At 38.9% G+C, this 15,838-nt stretch carries 14 protein-coding genes and 2 pseudogenes; 3 read left to right on the forward strand and 13 right to left on the reverse strand.

Features of this window, described 5'->3' with window-relative positions:
- Positions 1 to 24: 24 nt before the first annotated feature.
- The 4 genes from AB1I63_05455 to AB1I63_05470 all read right to left on the reverse strand — a co-directional run bounded on the left by AB1I63_05455 (position 25) and on the right by AB1I63_05470 (position 3,112).
- Positions 25 to 288 (reverse strand): hypothetical protein, encoded by a 264-nt coding sequence (locus tag AB1I63_05455; protein MEW4354332.1) that lies wholly within the window; start codon positions 286 to 288, stop codon positions 25 to 27.
- A gap of 166 nt (positions 289 to 454) precedes the next feature.
- Positions 455 to 1,360 carry an alpha/beta fold hydrolase gene (locus AB1I63_05460; protein ID MEW4354333.1) on the reverse strand — a complete coding sequence of 302 codons (906 nt, stop codon included), beginning with the start codon at positions 1,358 to 1,360 and terminating at the stop codon, positions 455 to 457.
- Positions 1,357 to 1,752 carry a DUF1304 domain-containing protein gene (locus AB1I63_05465; GenBank protein MEW4354334.1) on the reverse strand — a complete coding sequence of 132 codons (396 nt, stop codon included), beginning with the start codon at positions 1,750 to 1,752 and terminating at the stop codon, positions 1,357 to 1,359. Before AB1I63_05465 ends, AB1I63_05460 begins: the two co-directional genes overlap by 4 nt.
- 16 nt (positions 1,753 to 1,768) lie before the next feature.
- On the reverse strand, positions 1,769 to 3,112 hold the full coding sequence (locus AB1I63_05470) for an NAD(P)/FAD-dependent oxidoreductase (GenBank protein MEW4354335.1): 1,344 nt from the start codon (positions 3,110 to 3,112) through the stop codon (positions 1,769 to 1,771).
- 116 nt (positions 3,113 to 3,228) lie between these two features.
- Here AB1I63_05470 and AB1I63_05475 point away from each other — a divergent pair, with 116 nt between their 5' ends.
- Positions 3,229 to 3,660 carry a MarR family transcriptional regulator gene (locus AB1I63_05475; GenBank protein ID MEW4354336.1) on the forward strand — a complete coding sequence of 144 codons (432 nt, stop codon included), beginning with the start codon at positions 3,229 to 3,231 and terminating at the stop codon, positions 3,658 to 3,660.
- A 53-nt stretch (positions 3,661 to 3,713) separates the two neighbouring features.
- Here the strand turns inward: AB1I63_05475 and AB1I63_05480 are convergent, their stop codons facing one another.
- From AB1I63_05480 to AB1I63_05520, 9 genes and pseudogenes are all read right to left on the reverse strand, one after another.
- Positions 3,714 to 4,559 (reverse strand): VOC family protein, encoded by an 846-nt coding sequence (locus AB1I63_05480; protein MEW4354337.1) that lies wholly within the window; start codon positions 4,557 to 4,559, stop codon positions 3,714 to 3,716.
- Between the two features lie 6 nt (positions 4,560 to 4,565).
- Positions 4,566 to 5,195, reverse strand: coding sequence for an NAD(P)-dependent oxidoreductase (locus tag AB1I63_05485; GenBank protein ID MEW4354338.1), 630 nt, complete (start codon positions 5,193 to 5,195; stop codon positions 4,566 to 4,568).
- A gap of 316 nt (positions 5,196 to 5,511) precedes the next feature.
- On the reverse strand, positions 5,512 to 5,643 hold the full coding sequence (locus AB1I63_05490; protein ID MEW4354339.1) for a hypothetical protein: 132 nt from the start codon (positions 5,641 to 5,643) through the stop codon (positions 5,512 to 5,514).
- 12 nt (positions 5,644 to 5,655) lie between these two features.
- The gene (locus AB1I63_05495) at positions 5,656 to 6,102 is read right to left on the reverse strand and encodes an Rrf2 family transcriptional regulator (GenBank protein ID MEW4354340.1); all 447 of its coding nucleotides are present in this window, start codon (positions 6,100 to 6,102) and stop codon (positions 5,656 to 5,658) included.
- 52 nt (positions 6,103 to 6,154) lie between these two features.
- Positions 6,155 to 6,991 (reverse strand): metallophosphoesterase family protein, encoded by an 837-nt coding sequence (locus tag AB1I63_05500; protein MEW4354341.1) that lies wholly within the window; start codon positions 6,989 to 6,991, stop codon positions 6,155 to 6,157.
- A gap of 609 nt (positions 6,992 to 7,600) precedes the next feature.
- Complete coding sequence (locus AB1I63_05505) at positions 7,601 to 8,464, reverse strand: IS982 family transposase (GenBank protein MEW4354342.1); 864 nt, start codon at positions 8,462 to 8,464, stop codon at positions 7,601 to 7,603.
- Between the two features lie 132 nt (positions 8,465 to 8,596).
- Positions 8,597 to 8,842 (reverse strand): annotated as a pseudogene (locus AB1I63_05510) (hypothetical protein).
- 21 nt (positions 8,843 to 8,863) lie between these two features.
- On the reverse strand, positions 8,864 to 11,497 hold the full coding sequence (locus AB1I63_05515) for a DEAD/DEAH box helicase family protein (GenBank protein ID MEW4354343.1): 2,634 nt from the start codon (positions 11,495 to 11,497) through the stop codon (positions 8,864 to 8,866).
- 5 nt (positions 11,498 to 11,502) lie between these two features.
- Positions 11,503 to 13,464, reverse strand: coding sequence for a site-specific DNA-methyltransferase (locus AB1I63_05520; GenBank protein MEW4354344.1), 1,962 nt, complete (start codon positions 13,462 to 13,464; stop codon positions 11,503 to 11,505).
- A 716-nt stretch (positions 13,465 to 14,180) separates the two neighbouring features.
- On the opposite strand from AB1I63_05520, the pseudogene AB1I63_05525 reads away from it, so the two are divergent.
- A pseudogene (locus tag AB1I63_05525) lies at positions 14,181 to 15,372 on the forward strand (IS3 family transposase).
- 197 nt (positions 15,373 to 15,569) lie between these two features.
- Entirely contained in the window at positions 15,570 to 15,734 is a 165-nt protein-coding gene (locus tag AB1I63_05530; protein MEW4354345.1) for a hypothetical protein, read from the forward strand.
- The last annotated feature ends 104 nt before the right edge of the window (positions 15,735 to 15,838 follow it).

Genomic DNA, 15,838 nt, shown 5'->3' on the forward strand with positions numbered 1-15,838 from the left:
TCTGCCTACGCCCCCTCACAGGATCTAGTAACTTTTATAAGTTACCTCTGCAACACCATCAATCTTACGATCGTCTGAAACAATTGTTTCTAGGATAGGATTTTTTGGCCAAAAACTATGCTCATCTGCACTAAAATGCTGTTGACGATATTCAAATAAACCTGGTGAAGAGGCAATAATCTTTGAGTGAGGTCCCTTCCAATAATCCATTCCTTGCTTGCGCGGTTGGTCTTTTCTCATCCATAATAAAATTGAAAGTGAAAATTGTCTTTGATAATGACTTTTCATTCTATTCTCCTTTTTGTGTTTGTATCAGTTACGGATACAATTTTATCTCGAAACAAATAAACTGTCAAGAAGTGTGCTCAAAAAAAAACGACCGTGAAAAACGGTCGCTACTAGCTTGTCTTGCTGAGTAATGATGGAGATATTCTAATCCCAAACTGTAATACTCCTATTTCACATTCGGATTTTGTTGGACCAAGGCATTGTAGCCTTCAACCCCTAAAACTTCGCGAGCCTCTGCATGGGCAGCAGCTTCCACTATGGAAACAGTATCTGCACTCGGATTTTCATCAGCCAGTCTTTGGCTATTTTCTGGTACAATCAGGCTATCGTCTGCACCGTGAATGAAGGTTACTGGAATATCATGATTGTTCTTTACTGCATCGATAGCACTAGTCTCTTTCATATCAACGCCGTAGATGTGCTTGGCTACCCAATTCACACCAGGCATGAGAAAACTCACATGATTGGCTTGATAGCCTGTAGCAATCAGGTCATAGAGATTGGTAAAGCCACAATCTGCTACAACGAATTGAACCTTAGGATGATAGTTTAGAGCGTTTAGGGAAATCGAACTCCCCATAGACTCACCTTGTAGGCCTAGGTAAATCCCTGAACCATAGCGCTGATAACTATCCTCAATCACGTTCATCAAATCTTGCGACTCGATATTACCCAGTGTTACAGTTGCAGGCTCATTTTTCCCATGCCCCCGAACATCATAGATAATACAGTTGTAGCCTAATTCACGATAGACCTGCACATACTTTACCGCACCATTACGATTAGAGCGAAAGCCGTGGGTAATGATGACATATTTTTGGCTCTTTGGATCAGGTGCCTTGACAAGCGCTGCATGCAGGGAATAATCATCTACCCCTTTGACCGTGTATTCTGCGACATCGAAGTGTTCAAAATCATTCCACATACCATGCGCTTTTTCCCATGCTTCCTCCTCAGCGAGAGTCATAGGACTTGGTTTGACAATGCTTTTGGCAAAATAGCTCGCTGCTCCAATATAAACGAAGGCAAGCAAGGCCAAGACTAGCACAGTGAGGCGTTTCAAACTTTTCATCCCTGCTCCTTTCTCATTTTCCAACAATCATAGACCAGACTAAGAATTGTTAACAGAGGGAGACTTCCTTGCTTTACAAAAATACTCATATCGCTACTAATGCCACCATAGAGAGCCACGACTAGAATATAGACCATCATTAAGAGCAGAAGTTCAAACTTGTTGTGGCTGAACATTAGTGTATAAATCAGTAAAAGTGCAATCATGAGATTATAGACCCCTTGATTTTGAAAGAGCAGGGATACCGTATCTGTCTGCAATACTTCAACTGGAATATTAAACACGCGGGAAGTGGTCTCTTGAGTGGTCATCAGCGTCTCTAGATAGAAAATATACAGAAATTCCAAGGCTACTAGACTGCTGAAGAGTTTTGTCACTACTCCTACTTTCATCGTCACTTCCTCTTTTCTATGCCAATGCGACTTTCAAGTCATTTAAAATGCCATTGGTAACAGCTGGAAATGCAAAAATGTAGCGATCTAGGTCCTGCGCTGTCAAGCCTTGCTCAATAATCAAGGTTAAGAGATTGATGAGTTCACCTGCTTCATTTCCTAGAAGGGCTGCTCCTTTTAAGGTCTTATCTTTACCAACAATGAAGGTCACATGGGATTCTGTTTCTAATTTGGTTTGGAATTTCAAGCGTTGACCAAATGGTACTTCTACCACCCGATACTGATCTGCCTGCTCTTTAGCTTCTGCCACCGTCACACCGACCTGAGAAATCCTAGGAAGAGTAAAGACCACATTTGGAATGACTGGGTAGGCAATCGGAGCCGTTTCTCCCAAAATATGACGGGCAATGTAGCTTGATTCAAAGCAGGCTGTCGGGGTTAATTTAGGAATGAATTTTGAAACAACATCGCCAGATGCGTAAATCGTTGGAACAGCCGTTTGCATGAATTCATTCACTATAATGCCACCACGATCTGTCTCAATCCCAAGCTCTTCCAAGCCCAGATTTTCTACATTGGACACGCGCCCTGTCACATCGACAATATAATCTGTCTCAATTTCTAACCCACTTGCAGTCCGAACAAGGTAGCCATCTTGCGTTTTAAGCGCTTCTGACACCGCTTGACCAAAATGAAATTGTACCCCTTCTTCACCCATCTTGTCCACTACCGCAGAAACATATTGTTCTGGATAAGCAGCTAGCGCTCGGTCCGCAAATTCGATAATGTGGACTTCTTTGCCCATTTTAGCAACCATAGTCGCAAATTCAAGAGAGATAATGCCCGCACCGATAAAGGTCATGCGCTCAGGTAAGATGTCCAAGTCAAGAAACTCTCGACTATCATGAAAATATTCATTGCCTGGCACCTGCAATCTAGCTGGTCGTTGACCCGTTCCGATAACGACGAATTCCGTTGTAAGAACCTCATCTCCATAAGCCACCGTATGGGCATCAAGAAGGCGTCCATGTCCTTTTAGCAATGTAATTCCTAGCTGCGCAAACATGCCTTCCATGATTGGTGCATAGCTGCCGATTTCTTCCTTCTTGTAGACCATGAGTTTTTCCCAAGAAATCTCACCGCTTTTCGCAATCCCAGCTTTTTCATAGCGTGCCAAGCCGTCTAAAAATTCAAAAGGACTTTCTAGTAAAAATTTAGCATTGCATCCGTAGTTGGTACAGGTCCCAGCAGTCACATCTTTTTCGATAATCGCAACTTTCTTGCCTGCTTTTGCCAAGTCAACAGCCGCATGCCAGCTGGCATGCCCTGAACCGATAAACGTTACATCGTATTGATACATTTTCTTTTCCTCCAAAATTTAATCGTGCGCGATTATTTTAAAGAAAATCGTATACTTTGTCAATTAAAAGGCTTTATGTTATTCTAGAATCACTCGCGAACGACTGGAGACACGACATGAACGACAAGCTTTCTCACCAACTCTGCTATTCCTTCTATACTGTTGAGCGACTCTTTCAGCAGTTTTACAAAAAAAATCTGGAAAAATATGATTTGACCTACACCCAGTACCTGGTCTTGGTTGTCTTGTGGGAAGAACCTTCTCTTTCCCTTAAAGAAATTGGTAGCAGGCTCGATTTGTCTAGCAATACCTTGACCCCCTTGCTCAAACGTTTGGAGGACAAGGGCTACCTCCTACGGCTCAAGCCTGAAAAAGACAAGCGCCAACTGTATGTCCAACTGACAGAAGAGGGGAAACATCTCCAAGCAGACATCAAGACGCATTTGACAGAATGCTTTTGGCAGATCGACGGACTGACACGAGAAGGGGCCGATCGCCTGATTCAAGAAAATCACCAACTTATCCAAGCCCTGAAAAATAGTTTATAAATTCAGCAAAAAGGAGTTGTTCATCTGAGAAACAACCCCTTTTTAATTGTCCACTATTTTAATGCAACCCGCACTCGAATTCCGTCAACATCCCTTATTTCAAGCATTCGGGAATGAAGCCAGTTGGGTGTTATACCTAATTCTCTTGCTCGTTCGTGGACAGCTACTAAGTCTTCTTTGTCTTTAACAAACACGGTGAAATAAGCAAGTCCTGCTTGACCTTTTTGGCATTTTCCTGCTAGCTTACTGTCCCATTCATTGACTGCCAAATGGTGGTGATAGTCGCCTGAAGCAAGCCAACTGGCGCTTGGCATGGAAAACTTGTCTTCCAAACCTAGCAAGGTTTGATAAAAGGCACTGGCTGACTGGCTATCCTTGACCGATAAGTGGACGTGTCCCATACGAGTACCAGAAGGAAGCTCAAAGGGTTCCGTGTAAACTCCGCTATCATACAGATCCTGGGCAGCTAATTCCTCCGTCACGCCAACAATTCGCCCGTCCTCACGAATATCCCAAACTGCAACATCCTTGTCATGGTAGATTTCAATACCATTCCTTTCTGGATCTTCGAGGTAAATGGCCTCGCTATATCCATGATCTGCGCCACCGACCATGGGAATGCGAGCTTCCGCAAGTCGTTTAAAGACATTTGCCAAATCCTGCCGGGTAGGCACTAGCAGGGCTAGGTGGTAGAGACCGTAGGTCCTAGATTTTGCCTGAGTGGCTACAAGCAGGCGAACCAGCCCCTCTCCGTCCACTCCTAATAGAACTTCTGTTTCCTTTTTTTCTAGAATATCAAGCCCCAAGACCTGATGATAAAAGTAAGTCATATTTTCTATATTTTCCACATAAAGCGCAACTTCACCGAGAAAAATCTGACTGTTATAAGGATAAGTCATAAGAGCCTACTTTCCAAGGACTGAAATCCGTTCTTGAGGATGAGCAGCCGCTTCAATCTCATCTACCATAGCAGTAGCATAGTCAGCATAGCTGATTTTGCTTTCACCCGCTTCATTGACTGTAAAGACCTCGCCTGCAAGAAGGTAGTCCCCTGTTTTTGGATAGTCTACCTCAAAATCTGCTGCTGGGCTGATATAGGTCCAGTTGACATCTTTGACCTTGCGAAGCACTTCCAAGCCCTTGCCCATAGCTTCTGCTAGAGGGAAAAAGTCTGCTGGAAAATCTGGAGTTTGGAATAATTGCAGGGTCATGCTGTCGTCTACATACAAGCTCCCTGCTCCACCAACGACCAAGAGGCGCGTCTTGCTACCTGCTAAAATGGCTGTCAAATGCTCCAAAGAAGTCGTGTGTTGCGGTAGCGTCTCAGGTGCGAAAGCCCCAAAGGCGCTCACCACCGCATCAAATCCTGCCAAGTCTGCCCTTTCTAAATCAAATAAATCCTTTTGCAAGACCTCTTGCGCCTGAGACTTGTTGCTTGCGCGGACAATGGCTGTCACCTCATGACCACGCGCCACCGCTTCTGCTACAATCGCTTGTCCTGCCTGTCCATTTGCACCAATTACTGCTAGTTTCATATTCTTTCTCCAATCGTTGTAATATTTTTATTTACAACTACATTCTAACACCTCTCCAATGTAATGTCAATCATTACAACTTGAGAATTATTTTTTAGTAGAAAACAAAAAAGACTGGTCCCCAGTCCTTTTTATCTAGCGAGTATTTACTACTCTCCATCTTTCTTATTCTTGTTTGACTTGGAAATCAGATAAGCAATGATGACTATTTTATATTTATAGCCTTTCAGATTAATTTAGTACTAAGCAACGAGTCGCGGGCATAACTTAGGTTAGGTAAGACGAGTTAACGACGTAATAAATCAAGACTGAACGGCTATAACATACCAAAGCCTGGTCCCATTGTAAGCCCCACTGGGATATTGTCTAGCATATAACCAAATACCAAGCCTAGAAAAGCTCCTAAAGACAAGCCAATACTGATAACCGACTGCCCAATGGTTATCACCCTTTTTTCATCTCAATTCTCCTCACTAGCTACTTTTTCCTGTGCTTTGCGGACTAAATCCGCTAATGTTGTTTGACGGAGTTGATGTTCCAAGGCTTTTTGAGCTTCCTCTAAGCAATCATCTAAGACAGCATGGATATTGCGCCCGACATTGCAATCAGGATTAGGATTATCATGAAAACCAAAGAGTTGACCTGATTTGCCCAGACTATCGACCGCCTTATAGACATCATAGAGAGTAATCTCCTCAAATTGCTGGATAATCTTTGCTCCTCCTGTCCCTCTTGCTACCGAGACAAGCTCTGCTGCCTTGAGCTGAGACAGAATATTACGAATAATCACGGGATTGACTCCCACACTGCCTGCCAGATACTCACTGGTCACCTTGGTCGTTTCTCCCTCTAGACCTAAAATCACCAAGATATGAGAGGCAATGGTAAATCGGCTTGAAATCTGCATATCATCCTCCTATTTCCCCTAGTATAGCTCTTTTCTCTCTAAATCTCAAGTATCATCTATTCTTAAAAAAGGATTTGACTTCATCTTTATAGCCTTCTTTTTCAGCAATCGCAGATAGCAGCTCATGATTATGCGTATGATGAATACCATTGAGCAAACTTTCTTGGTAAATCTCGAAATAAGGAAGCCCCTTGTCCTTGGCACGCTGCAACTCAAACTCCACATCATAAGCGACACGGCAGAAATCAACATCGGATAGACCATTCTCATCGATCTGTAAAATAGCATATTGAGCCCGCAAATCCTTGCGTAGCTGCTGATCCATAAAAAAGGGCTGTCCGATGGAGCCTGGATTGATGATGAGCTGCCCTTTGCTTCCATATCGTAAAAACTGCTGGTGGATATGACCATAAATGGCAATCGAGGCTTGATTCCCTTGAAACAGCTTATCAAACTCTTCCTGAGCGCCGATATGGATCAACTCCCGACCCCAATTTTTCTCGGGCAAATGGTGAGTTACCGCAATATCCAAAGCATGAATAGTACGCATTTCCTGCATGGACAAATGAGCGCGTTCTTCAATATCCTCTAATGAAATCTCCTCCATCATATAGGCACATAGACGCATGAGATAAAGATGACTAGGTCGCTCTATATCCAGCAAACCATGAGCCGCCCGCCACAAGCTATCTTCCCAATTTCCCCGCACTTCTAACGAAATAGGAAGACTGCCTAATAGCTCAAGCAAGTCCTTTCGACCAGTCCCCGGCAGTAGGCTATCGCCCAAAAGCCAGTAGTCTGTCACGTTTTGCTCTCTTGTATCTGCAATCACCGCTTCAAGTGCTGTCTGATTTCCATGAATATCGGATAACAATGCTATTTTTCTCATGTCCTCATTATAGCATATCTCGCCCAGCAGTCTAAATACGCAAGAATAATAACAATAGTAACATAAGCCAGTTATCCTACCTTAAAATAGCAACCCTCTCGCTATTTTTCTTTCATAAACACACTAGACTAACCAAAGAAAGTTATGATGTCACTATTAACAGATAAGGAGGCTTAATATATCCTAAAAATTAAAGCAAACCAATAATAAAAATATGAAGAATTTCGAAATGAAGCAGGGAACTTTCCATTTACCAAAGCCAATTGACTGCGTTTAGCTAGTTAATAACTAATATCGAATCGCTGGACAATGCTTTCGAAAAGGGATTTTCGAAGTTGTCTTTCCTGTTGGCAAGCACTCGGCATTAACTTATTCTTGTTCATTCGTAAATTTTAAACAAGCTGAAATATACTGGATAAAACTCTGCCAAAGCAAAACTGAACAAGACAGGCAATATTGGTTGGATGGGTTGGCAAATGAAAAAGTATTTGTTTTACAATTACAAAATATTGATGTATAAATAAGCGAAACATTAAAAAGAGGAATAAATACAAGTATAGAAAAAGACGACCTAAACTAAAATCGGCTTTCTTATGCTTACTCGTGGTGCTAGTTAATCTCGAAGTATCTCAGATTGTAAGCCAGTATAATTTGCTCCAGCCTTAACTGCAGACCTGCTAAACTTCTAGTCAGTGTGTGTTCTATATCAAAAAGACCGCAAAGCTCTGAGAAGCGAGTCTCAATGGTTCGTCTCATAGCTATCAATTTCCAATGATTATGTTGTTTAGCTCCTGCCATCTTTTGGCGTAAGGGAGTCCATAGATGATAGCCTTTTTGGGTCAAATGATCTTTAAGTTCCTTACTAAGATAGCCTAAATCTGCTAAAATATAAGGTTGTCGGCAATTTTCTAGTAAGTCATCAACTGCCCTAATATCATGGACTGATGCAGGTGTCACAACATAATTCAGAATATAGCCTGATAAAGTTACCAGCATGTGTACTTTGAATCCATAGAACCACAGATGTTTGGAAGCATTGTAGCCAATATCTGCTAAGTCGTTAAAAATACGTGTTCTATAGTTACGGGTAGGTTGGCAAAGTGGCAAGGGAAAGCTATCTATAATAACAATGGAACCAGGTGAGATTTTAGTATTCATTGCTTGTCTAATGACTTGAACTAACCAAATCAACTGTCTTGCTCGTCTATTAAAACGGCTTCGTTCAAGAAGATGACCACAAGGAAATAAGTAACAGAGACGGTAGAAATGACGTTGTGACTTAATCCCTAGTTCAGCTTGCAAGAGAAGTAAGACTAATAGAGATTGATCTGAAACCTTAGATAGACTGACATTATGACGATGTTTGAAAGATTCAGGACAATAATCCCTATACAGTTGATGACAAATTTTTGATAATTGCTTCAAATTCCATTGTAAGTGATGAGATTTAGCGGTATACTGTAAGTGGCTCATTTGGACTTCCTCCTGTTTGTTTCGGCACTTACAGTATAGTCCTTTTGAGCTTTTTATTGTAGTTTGAAATTAACTAGCACCACGAGTTTATGCTTGTATAGGGATATGGACTCTAATATATCTAACGGAGGTAATTTCAAGATTTAAAAAAGTGCAAATCCCTTCTTTTGTTAATCTGTGTTTTAATTGAAAGTCTTCTTCTGAAAAATTAAAATAGTTAGTTAAACCAATTGCTGAAATATCGTTATCCTTAAGTGTTTGGATAAATTTCTCGATATTAGGACTACCGTCTGCTAAACGTTCAAAATTGTTATTCAATACCGTATATGGCGAATGTATATGTAAATCCCATTTTCTAAATTCTGAACCTCTGTTTATTGTCATATTAGACCTCCGTTTTTATTCTTTCAATCCTCTCAATTTTTCCTTAACCTCTTCCTTACTTACAACCTCATTGAAAAATGGCAAGCCAACAATTCGGTAACGATCATTGTCTATAAGCGTTCTTGCTTCATCTCTTTTGGAAATATCCAAAAGAAATTTTTGCTTCCAGCCTTCCTTACTACTGTTGAATGTATCATTTGCATCCAAAAATTGACTGCCTTTTGGCTCAATAAAAATCTGCCAAGATATATTTCCATTTTTCTTATCTTTAGCAAACAAAAGAAAATCTGGCTCAAAAGCTCTACCGTCGGCAAAATTATAAATTTTAACAGCCTTTTCATTCCGCAATAGATAAATATCTGACCATTTTTCTTCAAGTTCAGACATCATATGCTTTAAAGTTCGTACGAGATATTTCTCTTCACTTGTTCCAAAATTGTCCTCATAGGCATACCATTTTAGACTGTCTAAATCTTCATAGATAGCCGTCTCATTTCTATTTTTTTGAGAACGGCCAAACTCAGCCTCACTATGGTTATCAATTGTATATTTCCGTAAAATATGCGCTTCAAAAAGTTCTTTTATCGGCCTTGCTTCAAATCTATCTGTTCCAACAAAACGTTCTTCCGTTTCTATCAAATCTTTCTCCATGTACTTTAAGAGTTTATCCACTATAAACACTTTATTTTCTTGTGAAAGATGTTTAACGGCTGATTCTTCACCTTTGATAACCAAATCAACCTTTTCAAGCTCTGCAATAAAACCAGAAATAGAAGTTAATCCAAAGAATACTTTCTCAAGTTTATCAAATGTATAATTTGGATTTCGATTCAAAGCGTAACGAATAATATTTCTTTCGATACGCTTTCCAAGCTTAATAGACATTGTTGGCATACTTTCATGAACTTCTAATTCTTCTATCGAAAAAGCATTAATATCTCTGCTTTTCAGTGTCGGTAACTCCACTTCAAATTCAGAAGGAATAATTTTATCACTAAACGATACCTTTTCATGATCTTTCAACCATTCCGTATAAGAAATTTTATCATTGACCCAGACAAGACCGCTCTGATAAGTTCTTGTTGCCATAAAAGACTTCTTCAGATTCAAACGATGTTCAACCAAGAATTCATCATCATAAATTCCAGACTCACGTAATACTTGTTTTAATTCTGAAATGTAGCGTGGATTATTTGCCGAATGGTAATGCAACTGTTCGATGACTCGAAGTTCATTCAGCTCATTTTCATCAAACTTACGAGTGTATTTTTCTTCTTCATTATCGCCGATAACAAACGGATAATAGCGAGCACCACGGCCAATTAGTTGTTTTTCTGCATTTGTTGTTTTTCCTGCAACAAAACCCTTCTTAGTCGTTTTTCCATCACGAGTATCATAGAGACGAACAATATCAAATAAATTCAAAACATCCCAGCCTTCATTCAGCATATCGACCGCAAAAATAGCACGAATCTCATTAGTTGGCTGCTCAAGTGTATTCAATTCTACCAAACTATTACTACTCTTGTTTTTACCGTCAATCAGTAGCAAACGTTCCTTACGGAAATCTTCTTGAAGTTCTTCTATCAAATCACTATCACTGATACCTGTTTCTGAAAAATAGATAAAGGCTTTTTCAAGTACACTGTCTGCCGCAAGCTTTCGTTGCTCTTGTATCATACCCTCATCTAAGTGAGCTAACATCTCCAAGAACGATTCCATATTCCCTTTGCTGTCAGTGACCTTTTGGGATTTGAACATGACTAGCGGTTTCAGAAATATATTATGTTTCAATGCAATCTTCTTACGATATTGGCTGATAATGATAGCTTGCAGCATTCTAACGCGAAGATTACTATCAACCAAATGAAAGAGAACGTCTTTAGAGTACTTATCCAGACGAAATTCCTTTAAATCATACTTGAATAGTAGATGCTTTTCATACCGTTTTGCGATATCAGGATTAGCCAAGTCAATCGTTGCAGTAAATTCAAATAAACTTGACTGACGCGCAGTTTCTTGAATTGTTGCAATTGTTGAAGTCCAACTTGTATTATCATCTGTTTCTGCCTTACTCAGCCCAGCATTCAAATGGTGGGCTTCATCTGCTAACAATACAACTGAGAGGTCTTCAAATTGCTCATAAGAAAGACGGTTCTCTCTAGGAGTATTTAAATCTTGATGAAGCTTTTGAATCGTTGTAAAAACAATATTGATACTATTGGGGTCACTATCCGAAAAATCCGTGACTTCACGAATGGATACCAGATGATTGTCAATCATGATTTTGTCTGCAAAAAGATATTTCCCTGCTCCACTTTCTAAAAAGTTAGCACGAGTTTTCGTAAGGATATTATCATTATTCACGAAGAAGATGAAATTACGCTCTCCCTGCTTATATTTCTCTAGGATAATGGCTGCCATTAACAAGGTTTTGCCTGATCCAGTCGCCATATTGTATAAAATATGCTCTGGAAAAATTCTATGATTGTCATCACTACAGTAATGAAGGTAGCGTCCAATCGCCTCCTCTTGATAGGCTCTCAGCCCATGTTTTAAATTTGCTTTAATGTAATCAGGAACCATGTTCTTGAAATTGGCAAAGCCGTTTTCACTAGCATTATTATAAATCTCATATAAAAATGCCATACTTCCTACCCCTTCCCATAAAACTGATGATTCAACTTCTTGTCCTGCTCTGAGATACCATAATCCGTATCAGCCATATCAGAATAATTTACATAAAGATTGTTGTTATCTATAATTTCTAGTAGCAATTCCTTTTGCTCTGCTAAACTCAATATTGCAAATTCAGTTGCTTTCAACTTCTTAGGGTCAATACGATAAGATAAGAAAGAGGATTTTTTTGCAAACTCAAACAATTCCGATAGCTCTTCTGCTCTTGTCGCAGTTAAGATCTTCTCTTTAAAATCTTGAGCATCATTTTTCAATTCGCAGTAGACAAAACCACCTCCACCCGTCCAGTTGACGTCTTTTGAAATACCCGTTGTATCGTCTTTAATAACATTGTTCAATCTTTCGACAATCTTATCTTCAATATAATCCATTTGTTCAATTGAAATATATTGTCGTCTCATTTTATGAGCAGTTGCTGCTGTCGAGCCTGAGCCACCAAAGAAATCTAGAACAATATCATTCTCAGAAGTCACATATTCCATTAACATTTTTAACAATTTTTCTGGCTTCTTACCACTATTAAAGGCAACGCCACCCTCATGTCTGATATTCCCATAGTCGCCTGCAAAATCTGCAAAGTTGACAATGGGATGATATTTTACAGCTTCACCACTTTCAATTTCCGCTTTACGTTCTAATGGCATACCAGAGAACATTTTCCCACGGTTCGCATTTGCTTTTTGAGGATTTGTATAATAGCGATAACCCAATCCATCTTCTCCTCGACCATAGACTTTATAAAGTGCTCCATTTCCATCAAGTTCGACTCTCGGTTCAACGATTTTTTGATAAACTTGACCATAGCTCATCTTGGAATAAATTGAGCCTGAAATCCAAGTCTCTTTTAGGGCGTTCATATCAGGTTCTACTTGAACAAGCTCCCACTCGCCTTTCTTGAAAATACCAACTTTGTTTCCATCTATTTCTTCAATAGTTCCTTCCGTAAGCTCTTTTATTTCCCAGATAAATTTGTCATCAGTATAAGGAATTGTCGGTTGATGCGCTTTGAAATGAGTAGAATCTTTAGCATACATTAAAGTGTACTCAATAAGAGGTTTGAAAACTTTTGCTTCAGCAAGTGATTTGTCTGCATATCGAACTTGAAAATTAAACTGTGTAAGAAAATTTTCTTTACTAAATATTTCATCCATTAAAACTTTGAGATACGCTTGCTCTTTATCGTCAATGGAAATATAAATCGCACCATCTTTAGACAACAACTCCCTCGCCACTTCCAAGCGATTTTTCATAAAGGTCAACCAAGTAGAGTGATTAAAACTATCATTGTATTTAAAGCCGTCATTTCCCGTATTATAAGGTGGGTCAATATAAATAAGCTTGATTTTTCCTGCAAAGCGTTTCTTAAGGCTATGAAGAGCAATCAGGTTGTTTCCTTTGATAATCAGATTATCCGTATCCTTTAGTTCGGTCACTTCATGTTCACCGTCTTTGTCATAACGCTTAAAGTTGGTCAATACTTTATCATCCAGCAAGCGGTTGATTTCCGTTGGAGCAAGCGTCTCATTAAAGAAAATCTCCTGACGTTTGGCATCTTCCTTAGTCTGTCCACCTTCCAAAATGCAATCTTTATAGGGAAAATTAAGAACAACCTCTTTATTTTCAGATAGATAACGATTATCCTCCGCCGCAAGTCCAATCTTCGTCTTATAGGCCGTGAAGCTGTCTGGAAGAAACTCTTTGTTGTTTAAGAATTGTAAAAAGACATCTTTCTTAAAAATCAAAACACCTTCTTCTAGCTTTGTAAAAAAATGCTTAGAAATAGTAGGCTTACTCATCAATATTTTTAAAAGATGAGCATCGTATTTCCTTGCTAAATCCGCCAGTTTATTTTTGTTTAGTTTTCCCTCCACTAAAAATGTCTCTTCCGATAATAACAAGGTTTCTAATTCCTGTTTCATAATAGGGAACTCCTTTCAACTCGAAAACGTTAGGGCTGATAGTATTCCTTTATTATGAATATAATAAAGGAAGGGTTAACCCTTCCTTTATTATGAATATAATAAAGGAAGGGTTAACCCTTCGGGTTTATTTAATTTTTATGATTCTATTATAGCATATCTTGAGATTATTCTTATAATCTTCTTGTTGCTTCTTGATTTAAATTTTCTCTATAAAACTATTATGATTTTATAGAGAAAAGAGCTGTCTTCTGAAAGCATTGCTTTCTTTTTCATTAGCATCGCTATTCGTTTCAAATGAGATTTTATTGACACAAGAACTCCATTTCTGAGTGTTTTTATCAGATAACTCATTACCTTCTCATGGTATTTTCAAGCGAAAACTGGTAGACATTTTTATTTCAGAAGGTAATTATTGAAGTCTTTTATGTCCTCAGCCTCTGCTATAACCTGAACTGGTGAAAGGTAGAAATCAATTGGCAAATGGGCATGTTGTTAGGGAAACAAACTCTCCAATTTTTCAAAAAATAAATCGTCTGTTTCAATTGCTCAAATATTCAACAGTTTCAAACCAATCGTTGTGAAAATATAGCTTTTATACTGAATACCAAATGGGATTGGAAATCATAGTAAAGGTAAAAAACAAATTATCATTTTGGAATCTGAACTGCACTCCAAAAGTTAGACAGAAAATCTAACAATAGGGGGCTTTTCATATGAAATTAAGTTATAAATATAAACTAAATATATATGGGTTGAAAAAGCAAGGAATACCTTGGTCTCAGATTAGCGAGAACTATGGAGTCAAGATTTCCAATCTCAAATACATGGTAAAGCTTATGGATAGGTATGATATTGAAGTCATTAAAAAGAGCAAAATGAATCGTTATCCTCCAGAATTAAAACAGGAAATCATGAATAAAGTTCTTCTTGAGGGTCAATCTCAACTGTCAGTCTCTATTGATTATGCTATCCCAAATGCGGGAATGTTTCCCAACTGGCTTTCCCAATACAAGAAAAATGGTTATACTATTCTTAAGAAACAAAGAGGGAGACCGAGGTAAATGGGACGTAAACCAAAGAAACCAGTAGAAGAGATGACTGAACTAGAACGCCTGCAATATGAAAATGAGTACCTAAGAGCGGAGAATGCCGTACTAAAAAAGTTGAGAGATTACCGCTTACGGGACGAGGTAAAACTCAAAAAGCAACAAAAATCATCCAAGCATTAAAAGATAAGTTTGCCTTGACGCTATTACTCGATATTTTAAATTTAGCACGTTCAAACTATTATTACCACATCAAATAGCTTCATCAAGCGGATAAAGACAAGGAACTTAAAGTTGAAATAAAAGCTATTTATGATGAACATAAAGGGAATTATGGCTATCGTCGGATTCATTTGGAGCTTCGCAATCGTGGGTTCTGTGTGAACCACAAGAAGGTGCAACGCTTGATGAAAGAATTAGGCTTGGCTGCTCGTATTAGACGTAAACGCAAGTACTCTTCTTACAAAGGGGAAGTCGGTAAGAAGGCTGACAATTTGATTCAGCATCAGTTTGAATGTGTTAAACCTTACGAGAAGTGCTATACAGATGTGACGAAGTTTGCCTTGTCTCGCTCACCTGAGCTTATGCAAGTTCAAACGATGCTTGAGAAGGCATTTCCAGCTAAACATTATGGGGGAACTATCCTCCATAGGGACCAGGGGCTGCAATATCAACACCAGTCTTATCATCACTTTTGGGAGTCCGTCCTTCTATGTCACGAAAAAGCAACAGCCCTGACAATGGCATGATGGAATCCTTCTTTGGCATTCTAAAATCTGAGATGTTCTATGGGTTTGAGAAATCGTATCAGTCACTGGACGAAACAGAATTAAATCCTTTCATTAATTATCTGTCCAACTTTTGGGGGTCAGTACAATCCTGCAGACTCTTTTTCTACAGAAACAATATTATCCACTCTTGATCCAAAATTGATAAGTCCAAATTCTTCTATCAAAAAGAACTCCGCATTACCAATCTCAAAATCTTGAAAAACTGCAAGAAACTTTAGATAGTCAGACTGAATCAGTTGAAAATATTGAAAGATTTTCGAAAACTATCCACCAATATACGAATCTTGAAATATTAGCGATGCAGTTAGTGAATCATACAATTGATAAAATTGTAGTTTATCAACCACACCTGATCGCGACAAGAATCTACAAGTCGCTATTGGACTTCACTACCGCTTTATTAGAGAACTATAAAACGGTCGAGACATGAACTTGATCGTTAGTTAATAAATATTGAACTACTGAAGAAGATTAAGATATTATAGCATAAAAAGAACCAGATGAGAGAATCACTCATCTGGTCTTTATCATTCA

This window comes from Streptococcus pneumoniae (genome assembly GCA_040719455.1).
Taxonomy (GTDB): Bacteria; Bacillota; Bacilli; order Lactobacillales; family Streptococcaceae; genus Streptococcus; species Streptococcus pneumoniae_G.

Excerpts from the sequence above, each read along its gene's own strand:
- AB1I63_05455 (MEW4354332.1), bottom strand. The coding sequence starts at position 288 with ATGAAAAGTCATTATCAAAGACAATTTTCACTTTCAATTTTATTATGG.
- AB1I63_05460 (MEW4354333.1), bottom strand. The coding sequence starts at position 1,360 with ATGAAAAGTTTGAAACGCCTCACTGTGCTAGTCTTGGCCTTGCTTGCC.
- AB1I63_05465 (MEW4354334.1), bottom strand. The coding sequence starts at position 1,752 with ATGAAAGTAGGAGTAGTGACAAAACTCTTCAGCAGTCTAGTAGCCTTG.
- AB1I63_05470 (MEW4354335.1), bottom strand. The coding sequence starts at position 3,112 with ATGTATCAATACGATGTAACGTTTATCGGTTCAGGGCATGCCAGCTGG.
- AB1I63_05475 (MEW4354336.1), top strand. The coding sequence starts at position 3,229 with ATGAACGACAAGCTTTCTCACCAACTCTGCTATTCCTTCTATACTGTT.
- AB1I63_05480 (MEW4354337.1), bottom strand. The coding sequence starts at position 4,559 with ATGACTTATCCTTATAACAGTCAGATTTTTCTCGGTGAAGTTGCGCTT.
- AB1I63_05485 (MEW4354338.1), bottom strand. The coding sequence starts at position 5,195 with ATGAAACTAGCAGTAATTGGTGCAAATGGACAGGCAGGACAAGCGATT.
- AB1I63_05495 (MEW4354340.1), bottom strand. The coding sequence starts at position 6,102 with ATGCAGATTTCAAGCCGATTTACCATTGCCTCTCATATCTTGGTGATT.
- AB1I63_05500 (MEW4354341.1), bottom strand. The coding sequence starts at position 6,991 with ATGAGAAAAATAGCATTGTTATCCGATATTCATGGAAATCAGACAGCA.
- AB1I63_05505 (MEW4354342.1), bottom strand. The coding sequence starts at position 8,464 with ATGAGCCACTTACAGTATACCGCTAAATCTCATCACTTACAATGGAAT.
- AB1I63_05515 (MEW4354343.1), bottom strand. The coding sequence starts at position 11,497 with ATGGCATTTTTATATGAGATTTATAATAATGCTAGTGAAAACGGCTTT.
- AB1I63_05520 (MEW4354344.1), bottom strand. The coding sequence starts at position 13,464 with ATGAAACAGGAATTAGAAACCTTGTTATTATCGGAAGAGACATTTTTA.